The organism is Trinickia sp. (assembly GCF_051953955.1).
In the GTDB taxonomy this organism is placed as follows: domain Bacteria; phylum Pseudomonadota; class Gammaproteobacteria; order Burkholderiales; family Burkholderiaceae; genus Trinickia.
Genome location: NZ_JBQCIF010000088.1, coordinates 37,391 through 55,365 on the forward strand (window position 1 = coordinate 37,391; position 17,975 = coordinate 55,365).

The following is a 17,975-nucleotide window of genomic DNA, read 5'->3' on the forward strand; positions in this document are numbered from 1 at the left end:
TCAGCCTAGGCGCACCGTATTCGATGGCATCGAGCAAAGACAGCAACGACGATTCGCAATTCGATCTGTTCGGGGGCATGGACGCCGGCTCGCCGCAGCCGGCGCCCACGTCGCCCACCGCATCGAACGAAACCGGCTCCGAGACGGCCGGCGCGGCCCCTCCTGCCAAGCCCGCCCGCCGCGCGCGGGGCGTGCTGCCCGCAGCGCCCTCGCCCGAGGTGCTCGACTGCGCCGAGGCATTGCCGCGCGAGGTGCGGCTCGGCACTTCATCGTGGTCGTTTCCGGGCTGGGAGGGAATCGTCTACGGCGAGGCCTATAGCGATTCGAAGCTCGCTCGCGACGGTCTCGCGGCCTACGGCGCGCATCCGTTGCTGCGCACCGTCAGCATCGACCGGTCGTTCTACGCGCCGCTTTCGGTCGCGGACTACCTCCGATACGCACAGCAAGTTCCTGACGATTTCCGTTTCATCGTCAAGGCGCCGGCCTCGGTGACCGATGCGACGCTGCGGGCCGAACGCGGCGAGCCGATCGCGCAGAACCCTTGCTTTCTCGATGCTGAGCTCGCCGCGAGCGAATTCGTCACGCCGTGCTTGGAGGGACTGGGCGCCAAAGCGGGCTCGCTCGTCTTCCAGTTTCCGCCGCTGCCCGAGCGCATCCTGGCCGACCCGGCCGCATTCGTCGAACGGCTTGCCGCGTTTTTCGACGCGCTGCCGCGGCTTTCCGCCCACGGTAAGGACGAGGGCGGCGAGCCAGGCCCCTGCTACGCATTGGAAATTCGCGACGCTTGCCTCCTGACGCCACGGCTCATCCGCATGTTGCGCGAGCGCGGCGTGCGCTACTGCGTCGGGCTCCATGCGCGCATGCCCGATCCGTTGCGCCAAGCGGCGGCCCTCGCCCTGCTGGACGGCGATGCGCCGTGCGGACCGCTGATCGTGCGTTGGAGCCTGCACGGCGGGTTCAAATACGAGCAAGCGAAAGCGAAATACGAGCCGTTCAATCGGCTCGTCGACGAAGATCCTGCAACGCGCTCGGCGCTAGCGGAATTGGCCGCGCGTTACGCCATTGCGGGACAACCGGTGCTGATCGTGACCAACAACAAAGCCGAGGGCTCCGCCCCGCTCACGTGCGCGGCACTCGCGCGTGAAATCGCCGCGGCCTGCGCCCGGCTGCGGGAAGAGGCGCCGCCCTCGGGCGGCGCCACCGCGGCTGCGGCTTGACCGCCGCTCCGCGCTCGTCGAGGCTCGAAGCGCGCAACGCACCGGCTGCCGCCTCGCGGCTGCGCCTAGGCTCCCGGGCGCATCCAGCTCGCGAACTTGGCGCGGAATTTCGCGACTTTCGGCGCGACGACGAACGCGCAATAGCCTTGCTCGGGATGCTGGGCGAAATACCGCTGGTGATAAGCCTCGGCCGGCCAATAGTTACCGTTGAGCGGCTCGATCTTCGTGACGATCGGTGCATCGAATACGCCGTCACGCTCGAGCTCGCGAATCGATTCGAGCGCAATCTCGCGCTGCCGGTCGCCGTGCGTGAAGATGACCGACCGATACTGCTCGCCGACGTCGTTGCCCTGCCGATTGAGCTGGGTCGGGTCGTGAATCGAGAAAAAGATCTTCAGCACCTCGTGATAGCTGATTCGGGCCGGATCGAATTCGACTTTCACGACCTCGGCATGACCGGTGCCGCCGTCGCAGACCTGCTCGTAAGTCGGCCGCTCGAGCTTGCCGCCCGCGTAGCCTGATTCGACGCCGACCACGCCCTCGACGTCGAGATAGACGGCCTCGAGGCACCAGAAGCATCCGCCGCCCAGCGTGGCCGTTTCGGTTGTCTGACTCATTGCTTTCTCTCTCCTCGTTCTTGCGCGTGGATCCGGCGGCGCCTTCCCGCGCGCATTGCGCTCCAAAAAACAAGCTTAGTGCGTTTCGGGACAAGATGTGAGCCGACGTATTTCCCGCCGGCCAGCCGGCCGTTAAGATCGGCCCGGCACGGCAACCTCGGCCGATTCCATTAGAATCTCCACTACTCGATCACTTACGCCACCGTTTCGATTTTGGATTCATTCTTTTTGCCCGCCGGCCGGCATAGGCCGTGCGCGGCCGTGGCGCTCGGCGCCGGAGCCGCGGCATGACGAAGCGCGCAAGCCCCCCGAACTTCGACGCCGCCGCTTTTCGCCGTGCCCTCGGTCAATTCGCCACGGGCGTAACCGTCATCACGACGCGTGCCGCCTCTGGACAATTGATCGGCATCACCGCAAGCTCGTTCAACTCGGTATCGCTCGACCCGCCGCTCGTGCTGTGGTCGCTGGCGACGAAATCGGCGTCGATGCCCGTCTTTCAGACGAACAGCCACTACGTCGTGAACGTGCTCGCCGCTTCGCAGCTCGACCTGTGCCGGCGTTTCGCGACGGTCAAGGGCGATCGTTTCGCGGGCGTCTCGCATGCGGCGGGCGATACGGGCATGCCGGTGCTCGAGGGAGCGCTCGCGTGGTTCGAGTGCCACAACCGCAGCCGCTACCAAGAGGGCGATCACGTAATTTTCGTCGGCGAGGTGGAACGGTGCGGCGTACGCCCGGATGCCGAAGAGATCGCGCCGCTCATTTTTCATGGCGGCGCATTTCACGGGGTTAAGCCGCTCTGAAGCGCGGCCTGAGCCGAACCTGAGCCGAACCGCAGCCGCGGAGCTCGGCGAACCCGCCCGTGCGGCGGAATCCGCCGTCTGCGCAGGTTCGCTCCCTCAATCGATCAATCGCTCACTCGCTCAGCCCAAGTCGACGGCGGCGCAACTCAGCGCGCCGCCGCCGGCGTCAAGACGACCGGCACACCCGAATCCTCTTTCAGCGTCTCCAAGACGATGTTCGAGCGAATGTCCATCACGCCGGGCGCCTTATAGAGCTTGGTCAGCACGAACTCGGAGTAGTGCTTGAGGTTGTGCGCGAGCACGCGCAGCACGTAATGGCTCTCCCCTGTGACGACGAACGCACCCATCACCTCCGGCCACGATCGGACGGCCTCGGCGAAGCGTTCGTGCCAATTTTCCTGATCATTGCGCATCGAAACCTGGACGAAAGCTTCGAGCTCGAAACCAAGCGCTTCGCGATTCAAGCACGCGCGATAGCGTTCGATGACCCCTTGTTCTTCCAACAGCCTCAGCCGGCGCAAACACGCCGACGGCGACAGCGAGATGCGATCGGCCAGATCGAGGTTGCTGATGCGGCCTTCGTTCTGCAGAACGCTCAGAATACGGCAATCGGTGGCGTCGAGCGTGATCGCGTTCATTTTTGGCCCCCTTTTTAGGTTTATCTCGAATTATGTTCTAGTCTGCTTCTTTTGTGGCGAGAATTTCGCAAGCACTTTGCGTGTGAAGTTGCCTATCATCGTCGCAAGGAGGAACCATGCAGCAGACGATCTGGGACATCTCACCGCCGATCGAGCCCGGGACGCCCGTGTGGCCGGGCGATACGCCTGTCGGAATCGAGCGCGTGTGGCGAATGGAGGCGGGCTCGCCCGTCAATATCGCACGCCTGACGTGCTCGCCGCATACGGGCGCCCATGCCGACGCCCCACTCCACTACGACGCCGAAGGCGCCGCGATCGGGCTCGTGCCGCTCGCGCCGTACCTCGGGCCGTGCCGCGTCGTTCACTGCATCGGCACCGCGCCGCTCGTCTTGCCGGAGCACGTGGCACCGTTTGCCGAAGGGCTGCCGCCGCGGGTGCTGCTGCGCACCTATGAGCGGGCGCCGGTCACGCGCTGGGACGAAGCGTTTTGCGCCGTCGCCCCCCAAACGATCGACTTTCTTGCCGAACGCGGCGTCGTGCTGATCGGCATCGATACGCCTTCGCTCGATCCGCAGGAATCGAAAACGATGGATGCGCACTCCCGCGTGCGCGCGCATCGAATGTCGATCCTCGAAGGCCTCGTGCTCGATGCCGTCGCGCCGGGCGACTATGAGCTGATCGCTCTGCCGCTGAAGTTCACGACGCTCGACGCAAGCCCCGTGCGAGCGGTACTGCGCGGCGGCCCCGGTTCCGTGGCGACCGCGCCGGCCCAGCCGAACCGAGCCTAATCCATTTTTATTGCACCATTCTTTCCAACGATTCCATGAAAACTCGTGCCGATGCGATCGCGCTCGATGGCGACGATCCCCTTGCCCACTTACGCGCCCGGTTCACGTTGACACCGGACGTCATCTACCTCGACGGCAACTCGCTCGGCGTGCCGCCGGTCGCCGCCGCCGCGCGCGCGCAGTCCGTCATCGCCCACGAGTGGACCGAAGGGCTCATCCGTAGTTGGAACTCGGCAGGCTGGTTCGCGCTGCCGCGCCGCCTCGGCGACAAGCTCGCGCCGCTCGTGGGCGCGGCTAGCGACGAGATCGTCGTCACCGATACGATCTCCGTCAATCTGTTCAAGCTGCTTTCAGCGGCGCTGCGGATGGCCCATGAGCGCGACCCGAGCCGCTGCGTGATCGTCTCCGAGCGTGCAAACTTCCCGACCGATCTCTATATCGCGCAAGGGCTCATCGATCAACTCGATCGCGGCTACTCGCTGCGCCTCGTCGACGATCCGGCCGATCTTCCCGAGGCCATCGGCGACGATACGGCATTGGCGATGATCACGCACGTGAACTACCGCACGGGCTACATGCACGACATGGCCTCGCTCACGCAGGTCATCCAGCGCGCGGGAGCGCTAGCGCTATGGGATCTCGCGCACTCGGCCGGCGCCGTCCCGGTCGATCTGAACGGCGTGCATGCCGATTTCGCCGTCGGCTGCACCTACAAGTATTTGAACGGCGGGCCGGGATCGCCGGCGTTCGCGTGGGTCGCCAAACGGCACCAAGACGCGCTCGCCCAGCCGCTGTCGGGCTGGTGGGGACATGCGGCGCCGTTCGAGATGAACCCCGTCTATGCGCCCGGCAACGGCATCGGCCGCTTCCTCTGCGGCACGCAGCCGATCGTCTCGATGTCGCTCGTCGAAGCGGGGCTCGACGTGTTTCTCGAGACCGACATGCAGATGATCCGGCGTAAATCGCTCGCGCTGACCGACGCATTCATCGATCTCGTCGAGGCGCGCTGCGCCGGCCACCCGCTTACGCTCGTCACGCCGCGTGCTCATACGCAGCGCGGATCGCACGTGAGCTTCGAGCATCCGCACGGCTATGAAGTCATGCAAGCGTTGATCGCGCGCGGCGTGATCGGCGATTATCGCGAGCCGCATGTGCTGCGCTTCGGCTTTACGCCGCTCTATACGCGCTTCGTCGATGTCTGGGATGCGGTGGAGACGCTGCGCGACATCCTCGAAACCGAAGCCTGGCGCGCGCCGGAATTCGCGGCACGTCATTCCGTTACCTGAGGAGTCCAAGATGACCACGGGACACATGCGCTTGCCCGATGCACCGGGAACGGCCGAGCCCACGCCGCAGGCCTCTCGAGGCTGCCCGTTCGGACACGGCAGCGAGCCGGCTGGCGAGGCATCGGCCCAAGCGGCACCGCACGTGCCCACGGGCGAGGCGGGCTGGCACGACGCGCAGTTGGATTTTTCAAAATCGATGAGCTACGGCGATTACCTTTCGCTCGATTCGATTCTGCACGCGCAGCATCCGCATTCGCCCGACCACAATGAGATGCTGTTCATCGTCCAGCATCAAACTAGCGAGTTGTGGATGAAGCTGGCGCTTTACGAGTTGCGCGCGGCGCTTGGTTGCGTGCAGCGCGACGAGTTGCCGCCGGCGTTCAAGATGCTCGCGCGCGTCTCGCGCATCCTGGAGCAGCTCGTGCAGGCCTGGAACGTGTTGGCGACGATGACGCCGTCCGAATATACGGCGATGCGGCCGTACCTAGGGGCGTCATCGGGCTTTCAGTCGTATCAGTATCGGCAGATCGAGTTCGTGCTCGGCAACAAGAACGCGCAAATGCTCAAGCCGCATGCGCATCGGCCCGACGTGCTCGCCGAAGTGAAGGCGACACTGGAGGCGCCGTCGTTCTATGACGAAGTCGTGCGGCTACTCGGGCGGCGTGGTTTCGCGATTGCGCCGGAAAGGCTCGAGCGCGACTGGACGCTGCCGACGACCTACGATGCGTCGGTGGAGGCCGCATGGCTCGAGGTGTATCGCAATCCGTCGCAGCATTGGGAACTGTACGAGATGGCCGAGGAGCTCGTCGATCTCGAAGACGCCTTTCGTCAATGGCGATTCAGGCACGTCACGACGGTTGAGCGGATCATCGGCTACAAACAAGGAACGGGCGGAACGAGCGGTGCGCCGTATTTGCGCAAGATGCTCGACGTCGTGCTGTTTCCGGAGCTTTGGCACGTGAGGACGGTGTTGTAGGATCACCGCGCGGCCCAGCGCACCTAACAAACGGTTCGTTGCATCCATCATCCAAGCAAGCGGCGCCTCACCGACATGTGAGGCACCGCTTGCGGCATCACATCGCCAAGCTGCCCGGTTCGGGGCAAACCCACGAAGCCTTGAGGCGCGCGCGAATTTGAGCCAGCGTCGTCGTGACGAGCAACTCTCCGTCGCGGAAGACGGGCTTCAATTCGCCTGCCTCGAATTGCTCCAGCGTCTGTTGCTCGTGAAGGACGTAATCGCTGCCGTCCTTTTCGACGCGCAGCAGCCCCCGCGCCGATTTCTTGGTGCCGTCGTCGGTCGCCGGATCTTTATAGATATCGACTTGCTCCTCACCGACTTCCGCGTAGATCGCCTTCATCGCCCAGCCGAAGGTATCGCGCGAAAGCATGTTGTAGGTGTACGAGCCGATGCCGAATACGACGTTGCTCGAAGCGAAGCCTTTGGCCGCCAAGCGATTCATGATTTCGTAAGCACGCGGCAGCGAAATGGAATCGCCGTAAATCAGGCCGACCTTGTCGTTGAGCATCTTGTATCCTTTCTCCGTCACAGTGCCGCCGTAGATGTCCCACAGGCATTGCACGGAGCCTTTGCGTTCGGCCTCGGTGATCGCGAGATTCGATGCCGCCACCACGTATTTGTCGCCTTCCTTCCGGAACGTACCGTCCGCGTTGCGGGCAAGCTCTCCGTCGTCGTAGCCGGCCAGAATGCGGATGGGATCGCCGGAATCGGGGCGGAACACCACGCGGCTCTGCCCCAATGCGTTCGGCTTGCGGGCCAAAATGTCGTCCTTCAATTCCTTGGCGATGACCGTGATGACGTTCCAGTAATCGAAGGAATCCGACACGAGCGACACCATTCCCGCCGGATAATCGCGCGTGACGAACTCGCGGATCACCTCGCGTTCGGCCAGTCGCCGCAATCCCTTTTCCTCGTACCCCGTCGCGGCCAATTCCTTCCTAAGGCGCGCCACTTCGGCCGCGGCCTCGTCCTCCGACAGCCCTTTGAATGGCGACGCTGTCAGCGCGGCATCGCTCGTCGCTGCGGCCAATCGCTTGAGCGTGAACAAAATGCGCAACGTCATCACACTGTGCTCGGATGCCGGAATCGAGCCGCCGACCAGTTCTTTATCGGCGTCGGCACCGTAGTAGTCTTCGGCGTAGTCGATCGCGGGAATCGTGTCCGTGCCCGTGAAGGAAAGCAAGTGTCCGGTTCCGCAGCGCATGGCGTCGTGCACGCCGCTCATGCCGCGCATGGAAAAGTCATGACCTTGCCAGTCGACGAACGCTTCCGGTGCGCCCGTCAATTTGGCGAAGTACGTCAAAAGCTTGCGGAATTCGAACGCAAGAGTCGCCACTGTGGAAGGCTTCCAGAGTTCCGCGCTGAAAAGCGTTTCGAAATACGTGGAGACCCACGGAAAATCCGCGTGCGTATTGACGAACACGACGGGCGGCACCTTGACGTTGACACGCGAGCCTTCGGGAAGCGAGCGTAGCTCGAGCGGCAGATAGCCCAAATCGTGCAGGGCGGCGAGCCGATCGACGGGGACGGCATCGGGGCCCAACGCCGTATCCATGCGACGCTTGTATTTGCGCAACGCTTCGGCCTTCGGCGCTTGGAAGAACTCGCGCTGGAACACGCCGAGGAAATACTCCTTGATGAAACCTTGCAAGCCGAACCAAACGATCTTGTTGTCATAGAACTGCGGCAAGACGGGCGCGTATTTCGCCGAACGCGGCGTGAAGTTCGCCACGAGTTTCGTCGTTTCACGCGGATACATCGCGGGGTGGCCGGTTTTATAGAAATCCGCGAGATTGAATGGGATGAGTCCGTTCATGCTATTTCTCCTCGGTGCGATGTCGTTGTGGGTTCAAACTTGGATGGCGCGCGCGTCGCTCGTCCAGTTGTTGCGGGTGAAGACGATCTCGTAGCCCTCGAGCAAGGCATCGAGCCCCTTGCTGAAAATACCGTGCGTCACATACAGGTAAAGCGGTTGGCGGGTGCCGCCGCCGCGCTGCTTTTCACGCATAGCCTGAGCGAGTTCGGTGAAGGTCCGGCCGCCATCGCAGATGTCATCCACGACCAGCAGCGCACCATCGGGCAGATCGCCCTGAATCTCGGTGCCCGTAATCGCGCCTGTGCGGGTATCGCGGATTTTGTCGGCGAAAACGACAGGCAACGCGAGCTGCGCGGCGAGCTTCAAGACGCGCTTGCGCGCACCGGCATCGGGTGCGACGAGCGCGACGTTCGCACTCGTCGCGCGAATCCGATCGAGCGCACGACGCAAGGCCGGCAGCGGGTCCTCGATGGTCACGCGATCGAGCAGGGCAGGCGTTACGTCGCTATGCGGATCCTGGATCACGACGCGGCGGTAATGCTGCGCATTGATCAGATCGCCAAACACCCGCACGCTGAGCGCCTCGCCCAAATTCGCGACACGGTCTTGTCGCGCGTACGGGACGTAGGGCAGATGCAAATCGATCGGCGCGCCCGGATAGGCCCGGCGCAGTGCGTCGGTCGTCAGCAGCAGCGTCATCACCGCATCGGCATCGCGAAGATGAGCCTTCAACTCGAACTCGTCGGCGCGAACGCCGGTTTCGATCGTGACATGCAATTCGCCGCCCGGAAACTTCAAGACCTTCATTTCCACGGGATTGCGAGCGGGCCCGGTAGTGTCCGGGGACTGCTTCGTGTTGGCCACCGCGGTGATGCTGATCATCGCCCTCTCCACATAGTTATAAACATCGACTAACTTGGATCGCAGTATAGGCCGACATAGTCGGTGTTTGCAACTATCATTGCTAAAATATTTGCATGGTATCGAAGCAAGGAGGAAACATGATGACCAGGGCATACCCGAAGCCGGATGTCAGCGTCGATGTAGTGTTGCTGACCCTGACGGATAAACGCCTGATGGTCGCGCTGCACCGGCGTGCCAACGAGCCATTTCGCGGCGCATTGGCGCTGCCGGGCGGATACATCCATGCGGACGAGGACGATTCGCTCGAAGACGCGGCACGGCGCACGCTGCGAGGCAAGACAGGGCTCGCGCCGCGCTATGTCGAGCAATTGCGGACGTTCGCCGGCCCGCGGCGAGATCCACGCGGGTGGTCGGTTGCGGTCAGCTACGTCGCACTGGTGCCGTTCGAGGAATTGGAGGGCGTGCCGTCCAACGTCTTCGAGTTCTATTCCGTGGACGATATTCCCAAACTCGCGTTCGATCACTCCGATCAAGTGGGCGCGGCCGTCGAGCGCGTGCGCAACAAGTCGAGCTACTCGACGCTGCCATGCTGGCTGCTGCCCGAGAAATTCACGCTCACTCAATTGCAGCACACCTATGAAGCCGTATTCGGCGAAACCGTCACACGCGCGACCTTTCGTTCGAGGCTCGGCATCAAAGTGGGGGATGTGCAGGCCGGACACGCCGTCGACGAAGCCGGAGTCTTGATCGCGACCGATGAATATCAGGGAGGCAATCAAAGGCCGGCTCGCTTATTTCGCGCCGATAAGCTCGGGCTGTTCAAGCGGGCGAGTTGGTGATCGGGGCTTGCACATTCCGCAGGGGCCCGCATCGGTCCGCATCCGAGGACCGCTCTTCAGCGGTGCTCGGCACCTGGCCGGACACCGCTCGCGTCACATCCGCAGCTCAATCCGCCCCCGGTCTCCGAACGACGTATTTCCTGCCCCTGGACAGGGTGTCCCTGACCCGATTCCAAGCGCCGCCCCCGAATCTTTCCGCGAGTTCCGGAAACTCTTGCAGGAGCGCCAAATTGCCGTTCACGATCTTTCTCACGGCATGTGAATGATCTCGCACGAGCTTCGCCAAGAACGCCTTGTCTTTTTCCGCAAAATACCTCAAGAATTTCGGGTTGTTCTCGAGTAGCTTCTCCACGATTTCCGGTTTCTGCAACAGCTCCAACGGCACGTTTTCCGGGTGCTCTCTCAGGGCGTTCAGCGTTCCGCTTCCGAGTGCACTCCTTTGCTTGGCCTCCAATACCTTTTTGGCTGCTTCCTGCTTCTGCTTTAATACCCCCACTTCTTCCGGTCTTTTTTTGGCGTTCCGATACCACTCAGGTTCGCCGGCCACCTCTGCGCCCACGGGGGGATCGAGTGGATCGGCGGCTAGCGCGTTGGTGTGGCTGAATTGACGCGTCGCATCCGAAGCGTTGTCATACACCCCATAGATGAGCACCGGCTTTTTCTCGGAGGATACGATCGTACGCAACCATTCTTCCTTCGTCCCGACAAACGGCCCAGTAAAACCGTATTCACGGAATTGACCCGCGGTGGGATCGATGACATGCTCAATGCCCTCGACGTTTATCAGCGTCGCGAAATGATTTCCCGTGCTTTCAGCGTTCGTGCCGGCGACCAAGAAGCTCCCCACCGCCCTCGGCTCGTAGCCTGCTCTACGCGCCAACTCCATCGTGCGGCCCAACGCAGCCTCGCAGCGCCCGCGCGGCGTCTTGATAAACGTGACGAGGTTGGGATCGGATTCGATTTTATCGATCAAGTTGGACACCCTCCCCTCCGCCGTTTTAGAAATCGTCGATCGATGCCAACTCAACACAGAGCAGGCGGATCGCCGACCGCGGCCCCCTTTCCATCCGTTGGTCGTAGGGCAAAACATCCGTTCGATTCGCGTCGTCTCCTGGTCGATCGCCCGAGCTTCTGCAATCGTCTCCCTCGCCTCAGCCTCTTCGGCGTTTCGGGCCATTGCGTTCGCTCCGAGCGCTTCCGCCTCTCTGGCGAGCCCCTCTTCCGCGAGCGCGGCGACGCCCTTGAAAGCCTCCGGGCCTCCCGCTGCGGCAAGGTCGATCGCCAGGTCCATGAGCAAGTGCTCATAATCGCCGTCCTCCCAGTCCAGGATTTCCGACACTCCGGGAATCAGTCTTTCGACCATGTCGGTTTTCTTTTCCAGCTCCGTCATTTGAAATTTTTCATGACGCCGATGATGCTGCGCGGTTTGCACGATTTTATGACTCGCATCCCCTACGGCATCATGAAGGTTTCGCTCACCCTTGTGCACCAAGCGAAGATGAGCACGCCCAAATGATCGCGAAACGAAATTACGCCAAAGATCCCTCTCAAAAAGCCATATGATGTTGTGCTTGTTACCGAGCCAAGATAACGCATTGTGCTTCGACGTGCCAAAGAAATGCACGGGCGCTTTTCGATCCGGCACGATGGCGGCCCACATAGATCGATCGCCAGAAATGGGTATTTCCAATAATACGCACTTGCTCGCCTCCAGCCAGAGCACAGGCATGATCAATGGATCTCCCAGCAGCGAGCGGCGTTTGATATTAATCGAATATTCGATTACACCATCCTTCGCATTGAATCCCTGCTCACGAAACGCCTTCAGAATTTCGTCTGACATGGATTGTGAAGCGAAAGATATTTTTTCGGTGACACGCCCCGCAAAACGATCATTCACGTCATCGCCATCCACCTTTCTCACGTAATCCGGAATTCCATTACAATCCCACATTGCATTGATGATGTTCGTGTTCTCAACGACCGCAACTTTATTCGACTTGCGCGAATGGCTGCCCAATGGACTCGGAATCCCATTGTCGCTCACGTACTTATCGAACAACACGGAACCCGTAATAAAATTACAGACCTGCTCGTGAGATTCATCTGGATCGACATCATTTTCGGCTAAAATCTCGCCGGCGAAATCCATTCGATAGGGGAATGCGTCCACGGCCTGTCTGAATAGCGTTCTCGGATCGGTTCGCGAAAACCCGAATTGCCGCTCACGTTCCGCCGCATCACCGCGATGATGGTGATGTCCGCGAGGCGGGTGGTGCTGGTGGTGCGGGGCGAATCTACGCGCCCTATCGTTCGGGAATGGCACGCCGCCAACCGGATACATGCCCGCATCGGGTTGCCGCGGCGCGAGATCCGTATCAACTGCCCCAACGTCGGCATTCGGGGGCCATCGGGCAGCGTCATCATCCGTCCCAAATCCCGGGCGCTGCCACGAATCGTTATCGCGACCGTCGGCGAATGCCGATGGCGCGAAGGCGGCCAGCAGCAGGATTTGCAGCGCGGGACCGCTCCCCGCCAAGCGCAGCAACGAGTAGAACGTCACCCCCATCCACGAGCCGCGCACCATGCTGTCACCGGGGCGCAAGCTCAAGCTAGCCACATTCCGATCGAACGTCATCCAATCCGGGATATCGAGGTCCCGCGGCCGAATCCAATGCGGCGTGTCCGGTTGTGTCCGTGGCCCGGCTGGGCGGCCCAGGCCAGAACGATTGCGGCCGTAGCTCATCGCATTGGCACGGTCGGCTTGACGCGCAACTTTCTTGGTCAATTGAACCAAGTATTGTTGATTGTCGTGCCCATTGCTCCATTTCCCGTTACCCGGGCGGCTTTTTGTTTTCCCCGTCTGCCTATATCTGGACTGCCGCGGGTGGAGTTTACCGCTCATCTTTTCGTATCCATGAGTGGCCTACTGCGGGGGTTCCTGCGTCCGTTCGCCCAGCCCCGTTCCCATTTGAGCCGGATAGCGACCGCCAAAGGATAAGCCGGGGCGCTGGCGCGTGGAGGGGTGTTCATCACCGCACTGTCCACTGCGCGCACACTTTGAGACAACAGCGGACGGGGCCCCTCTCTCGCCTCATCACCCTCAACGGAAAGATATGTTATATCATCGCAGCATCGACTCTCGTGACGACGCCATGTCCTCCGACACCCACGCTTTGAACGCTCGCCTTGCCCGCGCCGACGCCTACGCCGCCGAGCACGGCTTGGCCCTCACGCAGTTGCGCCGCCAGGTCTACGCGCTCGTCGCCGCCGCCGGCAAGCCGATCGGCGCCTATGATTTGCTCGCCGCTCTCGAGCCCGAGCGCGGCCGCGTGCCGCCCACGACCGTCTATCGCGCGCTCGATTTTCTCGTCGAGCACGGATTCGTTCATCGCATCGAATCGCGCAATGCGTTCGTCGCGTGCTGCGAAATCGGCAAGCCGCATCAAAGCCAGTTCCTCATCTGCGAGCGTTGCGGCGACACGCTCGAAATCCCCGGTGAAGAACTCGCCGAACGGCTTTCGTCCACGCCGCCGGCCCATGGCTTCGAAGTTCACAAGCAAGTCGTCGAACTGAGCGGACTGTGCGGCGACTGTCAGCACAAGCGCGGCGAACACACGCACCGGCGATGAGCGCTGCCGCATCGAATCGCTTCCTCGAAATCAATAATCAGGAGAACGAATGAAATCGATCGACCATACGGGTCGCGTGGCAACGCTCAGCCGCCGATTGCTCGCGTGTGCATCGCTGGGGTTGGCCGCGCTCGCGTTCAGCGGTGCCGCGCTCGCGCAAAACGCCCCGATTCCAGTGGTCGCGGCCGAGAATTTCTACGGCGACGTCGTGAAGCAATTGGGCGGCACCCACGTAGCCGTGACGAGCATTCTCAGCAACCCGGATCAGGATCCGCACTTGTTCGAAGCGAGTCCGAAAACCGCGCGCGATCTGCATCGCGCGGCGATCGTGGTCTACAACGGCGCCGACTACGATCCGTGGATGGAGAAGCTGCTCGCCGCGTCGAAGAACGACAAACGCGTCGTGATCGTGGCCGCCGCTCTCGTCGGGAAAAAAGCCGGCGACAACCCGCACCTTTGGTACGACCCACAGACGATGCCTGCGGTGGCAAAGCAAGTCGTCGATGCGCTCGATCGCGTCGATGCGGCGCACAAGGCCGAATACGACGCGAACCTAGCAAAGTTTCTGACATCGCTGCGCCCGATCGGCGAGAAGATCGAGACATTGAAGGCGAAGCATCCCGGCACGGCCGTCACCGCCACCGAGCCTGTCGCCGGCTACCTATGCGATGCCATCGGCCTGACGATGCGCAATGCTCGGTTTCAGTTGTCCGTCATGAACGATACCGAACCGGCGGCGTCGGACATCGCCGCATTCGAGCAAGATTTGCGCGGCAAGCAGGTGCGCGTGCTGATCTACAACGCGCAAGCCGTCAGCAAATTGACGCAGCGAATGCTCGCACTGGCTAAGCAATCGCACGTGCCCACCGTCAGCGTGACCGAAACGGAGCCCGCCGGCAAAACCTATCAACAGTGGATGAGCGCGCAAGTCGATGCGCTCGCGCAAGCGCTCGGAGAGCATTGACATGAAAGACGAGAGCGAGCGCAGCGGGTCCTTGCCGGCCATCACAGGCCTTCACGCGCATTCGCCCCGCCCTGCGCTCGAACTGGACCGCGTATCGCTCGAGTTGGCCGGCCGCACGATTCTCAGCGACGTGAGCCTCACGATCGGCGAAGGCGAATTCATCGGCGTGCTCGGACCGAACGGCGCCGGCAAGACGACCATGATGCGCGCCGTGCTCGGCCTCGTGCCCGTGGCAAGCGGTGCCATTCGCATCGGCGGTCTGCCCGTCGCGCGCGGCAATCCATCGATCGGATACATGCCGCAGACGCGCAGCGCGCTCGCGAGCCGGCGTGTGCTCGGGCGCGACTTCGTCGCGATGGCCGCGGACGGACACCGCTGGGGCCTGCCGATCGCGAACGCCGCCACGCGCGATGACGTCGAGCGCGTCCTCGATCTCGTCGATGCGGGCAAGCTCGCCGCGCGGCCCCTGTCGGAACTCTCGGGCGGCGAGCGCCAGCGCCTGCTGCTCGCGCAGTGCCTGCTTGGCAAGCCGCAACTGCTTCTGCTCGACGAGCCGCTCATCAGCCTCGATCCGCACCACCAACGCAGCGTCGTGGAACTCGTGAGGCGCGTGCAGCGCGAACTGCACATCACCGTGCTGTTCTCGGCGCACGAACTGAACCCACTGCTCAATGCGATCGACCGTGTGCTCTATCTCGGCCGAGGCAGCGCCGCGCTCGGCACCGTCGACGAAGTCATCACGCGGCCCGTGCTGTCGCGGCTGTACGGTTCCCCGATCGACGTCATGCGCGTGAACGGCCGCATTTTCGTGATGTCGGGCGACGTCGAAGTCGAAAAGCACGACCACGAACACGAGAACGACGCCGACGGCGGAGGGCATCACCCGCATACACATGCGCACGACCACGGCAGTCACGGCGATCATGGCCACGGTCACTCACACGGACACACGCACGATGCTTGAATACGACTTCATGGTGAACGCATTCGCGGCGTCCGGCATCGTCGCCGTACTTGCGGGCATCGTCGGCTACTTTCTCGTGATGCGCGGGCAGACGTTTGCCGGCCACGCGCTGTCGCACGTCGGGTTCACCGGCGCGACGGGCGCCGTGCTCCTCGGAATTTCGCCGCTTTGGGGAATGATCGGTTTCACGCTCGCGGCGGGGGTGTCGATGGGCGCGCTCGGCGAGCGGCTCGCCGGCCGCGACGTCGCGATCGGCGTCGTGCTGTCGCTCGCCCTCGGCTGCGGCTTGCTGTTCCTCCACTTCTTCACGGCCTATGCCACGCAAGTCACGGCGCTGCTGTTCGGCAACGTGCTCGGCGTCACGCATGCGACACTGTTCGTGCTGGCCGGCATCGGCGCGGCGAGTCTCATCGCGCTTGGCGCGATCACGCGGCCCCTGCTGTTCGCGACACTGCAGCCAGAGTTGGCCGAGGCCAAGGGCGTTTCGCTGCGGCTCGTCTCCATGCTGTTTCTGGCCATCGCGGCACTGGCGGTCGCAGCTTGCACCCAAATCGTCGGCGTATTGCTCGTGTTCACATTGATGGTCGGTCCCGCCGCCGCGGCGCAGAACCTGTCGACGCGGCTCGCGAGCGGTGTCGCGCTGGCGGCCTTGTTCGCGCTCGCTCAGGCGTGGCTCGGCGTGACGCTGGCGTTCTACACCGATTGGCCGACGAGTTTCTGGATCACTGCCCTTTCCGCCCTCGTCTACGGCGCCAGCTTGTTGCGCCGCCGTTAACCCACGTTTAGCCGCGGCCCGATATACGGGGGTGCGTTCGCGCCCTCACCGCTTCCGCCCCGCCGCCGCAACCACGACTCCGGTGACTTGCCTGCGCCCTGCGTTGCAGCGCGCCTTGACATTCGCGCGCCACGAACCGATCATTCGCTCAGTCGAAGAACAAAAGATCATATCGGATGCGGCGGTGCCTCGGCCGTCGCACTCAACGTTGTTGAGGCGCAAGCCGGCCCTCGGGGCCGATTTCGCGTCCACACAGGAGACGAACACCATGAGCACCGGCTCGAACGTGATCTTGCATTTGGGCGTAGGCTCGTTCCATCGCGCTCACCAAGCCTGGTATCTGCATCGGTTGTCTGCCGCCACGGCCGCTGGCGAGCCGCGTTGGTCCTTGACCGTCGGCAACATTCGCGGCGACATGAACGCGACGCTCGACGCGCTCGCGAAACAGCACGGCGTCTACACGCTCGAAACGGTGACCCCGCAGGGCGAGCGCGCCTATGAGACGATCCGCTCGATCGAACGCGTGCTGCCGTGGTCGCCGACGCTCGAATCGATCGTCGAAGCGGGCTCCGATCCCGCCTGCAAGATCATTTCGTTCACGGTGACCGAAGGCGGCTATTACCTCGATGAGCACGATCGGCTCGATTCGTCGAACCCCGATCTGGCCGCGGACTTGGCCGGGGGGCGCGCGACGATCTACGGCGCGCTGGCCGCGATTCTCGACGCGCGCCGCGCGAGCGGTGCGGGCCCGGTGACACTGCAAAGCTGCGACAACCTGCGCAGCAACGGCGAGCGCTTCGAAGCCGGGATGCGCGCGTTCCTCGCCGCGCGCGGCGAAACGGCGCTCGGCGAATGGTTCGAGGCGAACACCACCTGCCCGAACTCGATGGTCGACCGGATCACGCCGCGCCCGACCGACGACGTCCGCGCACGCGTGCTCGAAGCGACGGGCACCCCCGATGCCTGCCCCGTCATGGGCGAGGCGTTCATTCAATGGGTCATCGAAGACCGTTTCAAGGCAGGCCGGCCGGCATGGGAGCGCGTGGGCGCGGAGCTAGTCGAATCGGTCATGCCGTATGAAGAAGCGAAGATCCGCATTCTGAACGCGAGCCACAGCTGCATCGCATGGGCTGGCACGCTCGTCGGGCACGCCTACATTCATGAAGGCACGCTCGACGCGGACGTGCGCCGCTTCGCCTACGATTACGTCACGCAGGACGTCATCCCGTGCTTGACGCCGAGCCCACTCGACTTGGCCGGATATCGCGACGTCGTCCTCGATCGCTTCAGCAACCCCTACATCCAAGACACGAATCAGCGCGTGGCGGCCGACGGCTTTTCGAAGATCCCGGGCTTCATCGCGCCGACGCTGGCCGAGAGCTTCGCGCGCAACGCTCAGCCGAACGCCACCGCGATTCTGCCCGCGTTGTTCTTTCGCTTCCTCGATCGGTGGAGGGCAGGCCGTCTGCCCTACGTCTACCAGGACGGCTTGCTCGACGAAACCGCCGTGCACGCATGGTTCGATGCACCCGATCCGCTCGCACGGTTTTGCGCATCGCGCGCGCTCTGGGGCGGCATGGCGCAAGATCCGAGGCTCGAACGCGTGATCGAGGCGGCGCTCGAACGCGTCGACGCCTGGCTAGCATCGCGCGACAAAGGGCCTGCGCGCTGACGAACGTTGGCGCGCGCCGCGCCGCGCGGCTAAAGTAGCGCATTCGCGCTTTTCGACTCCGTCACGGATCGCATCGACCAAGGGG

16 protein-coding genes are annotated in these 17,975 nt (G+C 62.9%); 11 read left to right on the forward strand and 5 right to left on the reverse strand.

From position 1 onward, the window contains the following. Positions 1-23 precede the first annotated feature (23 nt). On the forward strand, positions 24-1,217 hold the full coding sequence (locus tag ACTHNZ_RS17330) for a DUF72 domain-containing protein (RefSeq protein WP_440543781.1): 1,194 nt from the start codon (positions 24-26) through the stop codon (positions 1,215-1,217). 65 nt (positions 1,218-1,282) lie between these two features. Here ACTHNZ_RS17330 and msrA read toward each other — a convergent pair whose 3' ends face one another. Beyond that, positions 1,283-1,834 carry a peptide-methionine (S)-S-oxide reductase MsrA gene (msrA, locus tag ACTHNZ_RS17335; protein ID WP_440543782.1) on the reverse strand — a complete coding sequence of 184 codons (552 nt, stop codon included), beginning with the start codon at positions 1,832-1,834 and terminating at the stop codon, positions 1,283-1,285. Between the two features lie 287 nt (positions 1,835-2,121). Between msrA and ACTHNZ_RS17340 the strand changes: the two genes are divergently transcribed. Next, the gene (locus ACTHNZ_RS17340; RefSeq protein WP_440543783.1) at positions 2,122-2,634 is read left to right on the forward strand and encodes a flavin reductase family protein; all 513 of its coding nucleotides are present in this window, start codon (positions 2,122-2,124) and stop codon (positions 2,632-2,634) included. 146 nt (positions 2,635-2,780) lie between these two features. Here the strand turns inward: ACTHNZ_RS17340 and ACTHNZ_RS17345 are convergent, their stop codons facing one another. After that, positions 2,781-3,272: an Lrp/AsnC family transcriptional regulator gene (locus ACTHNZ_RS17345; protein WP_440543784.1), complete on the reverse strand. Its 492-nt coding sequence runs from the start codon at positions 3,270-3,272 to the stop codon at positions 2,781-2,783. Between the two features lie 116 nt (positions 3,273-3,388). Here ACTHNZ_RS17345 and kynB point away from each other — a divergent pair, with 116 nt between their 5' ends. The 3 genes from kynB to kynA are packed head-to-tail and all read left to right on the forward strand — an operon-like array spanning position 3,389 to position 6,322. Further along, positions 3,389-4,060 carry an arylformamidase gene (kynB, locus tag ACTHNZ_RS17350; protein ID WP_440543785.1) on the forward strand — a complete coding sequence of 224 codons (672 nt, stop codon included), beginning with the start codon at positions 3,389-3,391 and terminating at the stop codon, positions 4,058-4,060. A 35-nt stretch (positions 4,061-4,095) separates the two neighbouring features. Then, positions 4,096-5,346 carry a kynureninase gene (gene kynU, locus ACTHNZ_RS17355; RefSeq protein WP_440543786.1) on the forward strand — a complete coding sequence of 417 codons (1,251 nt, stop codon included), beginning with the start codon at positions 4,096-4,098 and terminating at the stop codon, positions 5,344-5,346. 25 nt (positions 5,347-5,371) lie between these two features. Then, positions 5,372-6,322, forward strand: a complete 951-nt coding sequence (gene kynA, locus ACTHNZ_RS17360; protein WP_440543803.1) for a tryptophan 2,3-dioxygenase — start codon at positions 5,372-5,374, stop codon at positions 6,320-6,322. A gap of 97 nt (positions 6,323-6,419) precedes the next feature. Here kynA and ACTHNZ_RS17365 read toward each other — a convergent pair whose 3' ends face one another. Both ACTHNZ_RS17365 and prs read right to left on the reverse strand, forming a co-directional pair. Further along, positions 6,420-8,180: a nicotinate phosphoribosyltransferase gene (locus ACTHNZ_RS17365; RefSeq protein ID WP_440543787.1), complete on the reverse strand. Its 1,761-nt coding sequence runs from the start codon at positions 8,178-8,180 to the stop codon at positions 6,420-6,422. Positions 8,181-8,213: 33 nt separating this feature from the next. Next, on the reverse strand, positions 8,214-9,062 hold the full coding sequence (gene prs / locus ACTHNZ_RS17370; protein WP_440543789.1) for a ribose-phosphate diphosphokinase: 849 nt from the start codon (positions 9,060-9,062) through the stop codon (positions 8,214-8,216). A 119-nt stretch (positions 9,063-9,181) separates the two neighbouring features. Between prs and ACTHNZ_RS17375 the strand changes: the two genes are divergently transcribed. Further along, positions 9,182-9,883, forward strand: a complete 702-nt coding sequence (locus ACTHNZ_RS17375; RefSeq protein WP_440543790.1) for an NUDIX hydrolase — start codon at positions 9,182-9,184, stop codon at positions 9,881-9,883. Positions 9,884-9,989: 106 nt separating this feature from the next. On the opposite strand, the gene ACTHNZ_RS17380 is transcribed toward ACTHNZ_RS17375, so the two are convergent. Beyond that, complete coding sequence (locus ACTHNZ_RS17380; RefSeq protein ID WP_440543791.1) at positions 9,990-12,788, reverse strand: hypothetical protein; 2,799 nt, start codon at positions 12,786-12,788, stop codon at positions 9,990-9,992. 250 nt (positions 12,789-13,038) lie between these two features. Here ACTHNZ_RS17380 and ACTHNZ_RS17385 point away from each other — a divergent pair, with 250 nt between their 5' ends. From ACTHNZ_RS17385 to dalD, 5 genes are all read left to right on the forward strand, one after another. Continuing rightward, positions 13,039-13,515, forward strand: a complete 477-nt coding sequence (locus tag ACTHNZ_RS17385) for a Fur family transcriptional regulator (RefSeq protein WP_440543792.1) — start codon at positions 13,039-13,041, stop codon at positions 13,513-13,515. Positions 13,516-13,564: 49 nt separating this feature from the next. Next, positions 13,565-14,479 carry a metal ABC transporter solute-binding protein, Zn/Mn family gene (locus tag ACTHNZ_RS17390; RefSeq protein WP_440543793.1) on the forward strand — a complete coding sequence of 305 codons (915 nt, stop codon included), beginning with the start codon at positions 13,565-13,567 and terminating at the stop codon, positions 14,477-14,479. A 1-nt stretch (position 14,480) separates the two neighbouring features. After that, on the forward strand, positions 14,481-15,443 hold the full coding sequence (locus ACTHNZ_RS17395; RefSeq protein ID WP_440543794.1) for an ABC transporter ATP-binding protein: 963 nt from the start codon (positions 14,481-14,483) through the stop codon (positions 15,441-15,443). Beyond that, positions 15,436-16,218 (forward strand): metal ABC transporter permease, encoded by a 783-nt coding sequence (locus ACTHNZ_RS17400; protein ID WP_440543795.1) that lies wholly within the window; start codon positions 15,436-15,438, stop codon positions 16,216-16,218. Before ACTHNZ_RS17395 ends, ACTHNZ_RS17400 begins: the two co-directional genes overlap by 8 nt. A gap of 268 nt (positions 16,219-16,486) precedes the next feature. Then, positions 16,487-17,890, forward strand: coding sequence for a D-arabinitol 4-dehydrogenase (gene dalD, locus ACTHNZ_RS17405; RefSeq protein ID WP_440543796.1), 1,404 nt, complete (start codon positions 16,487-16,489; stop codon positions 17,888-17,890). Positions 17,891-17,975: the final 85 nt, after the last annotated feature.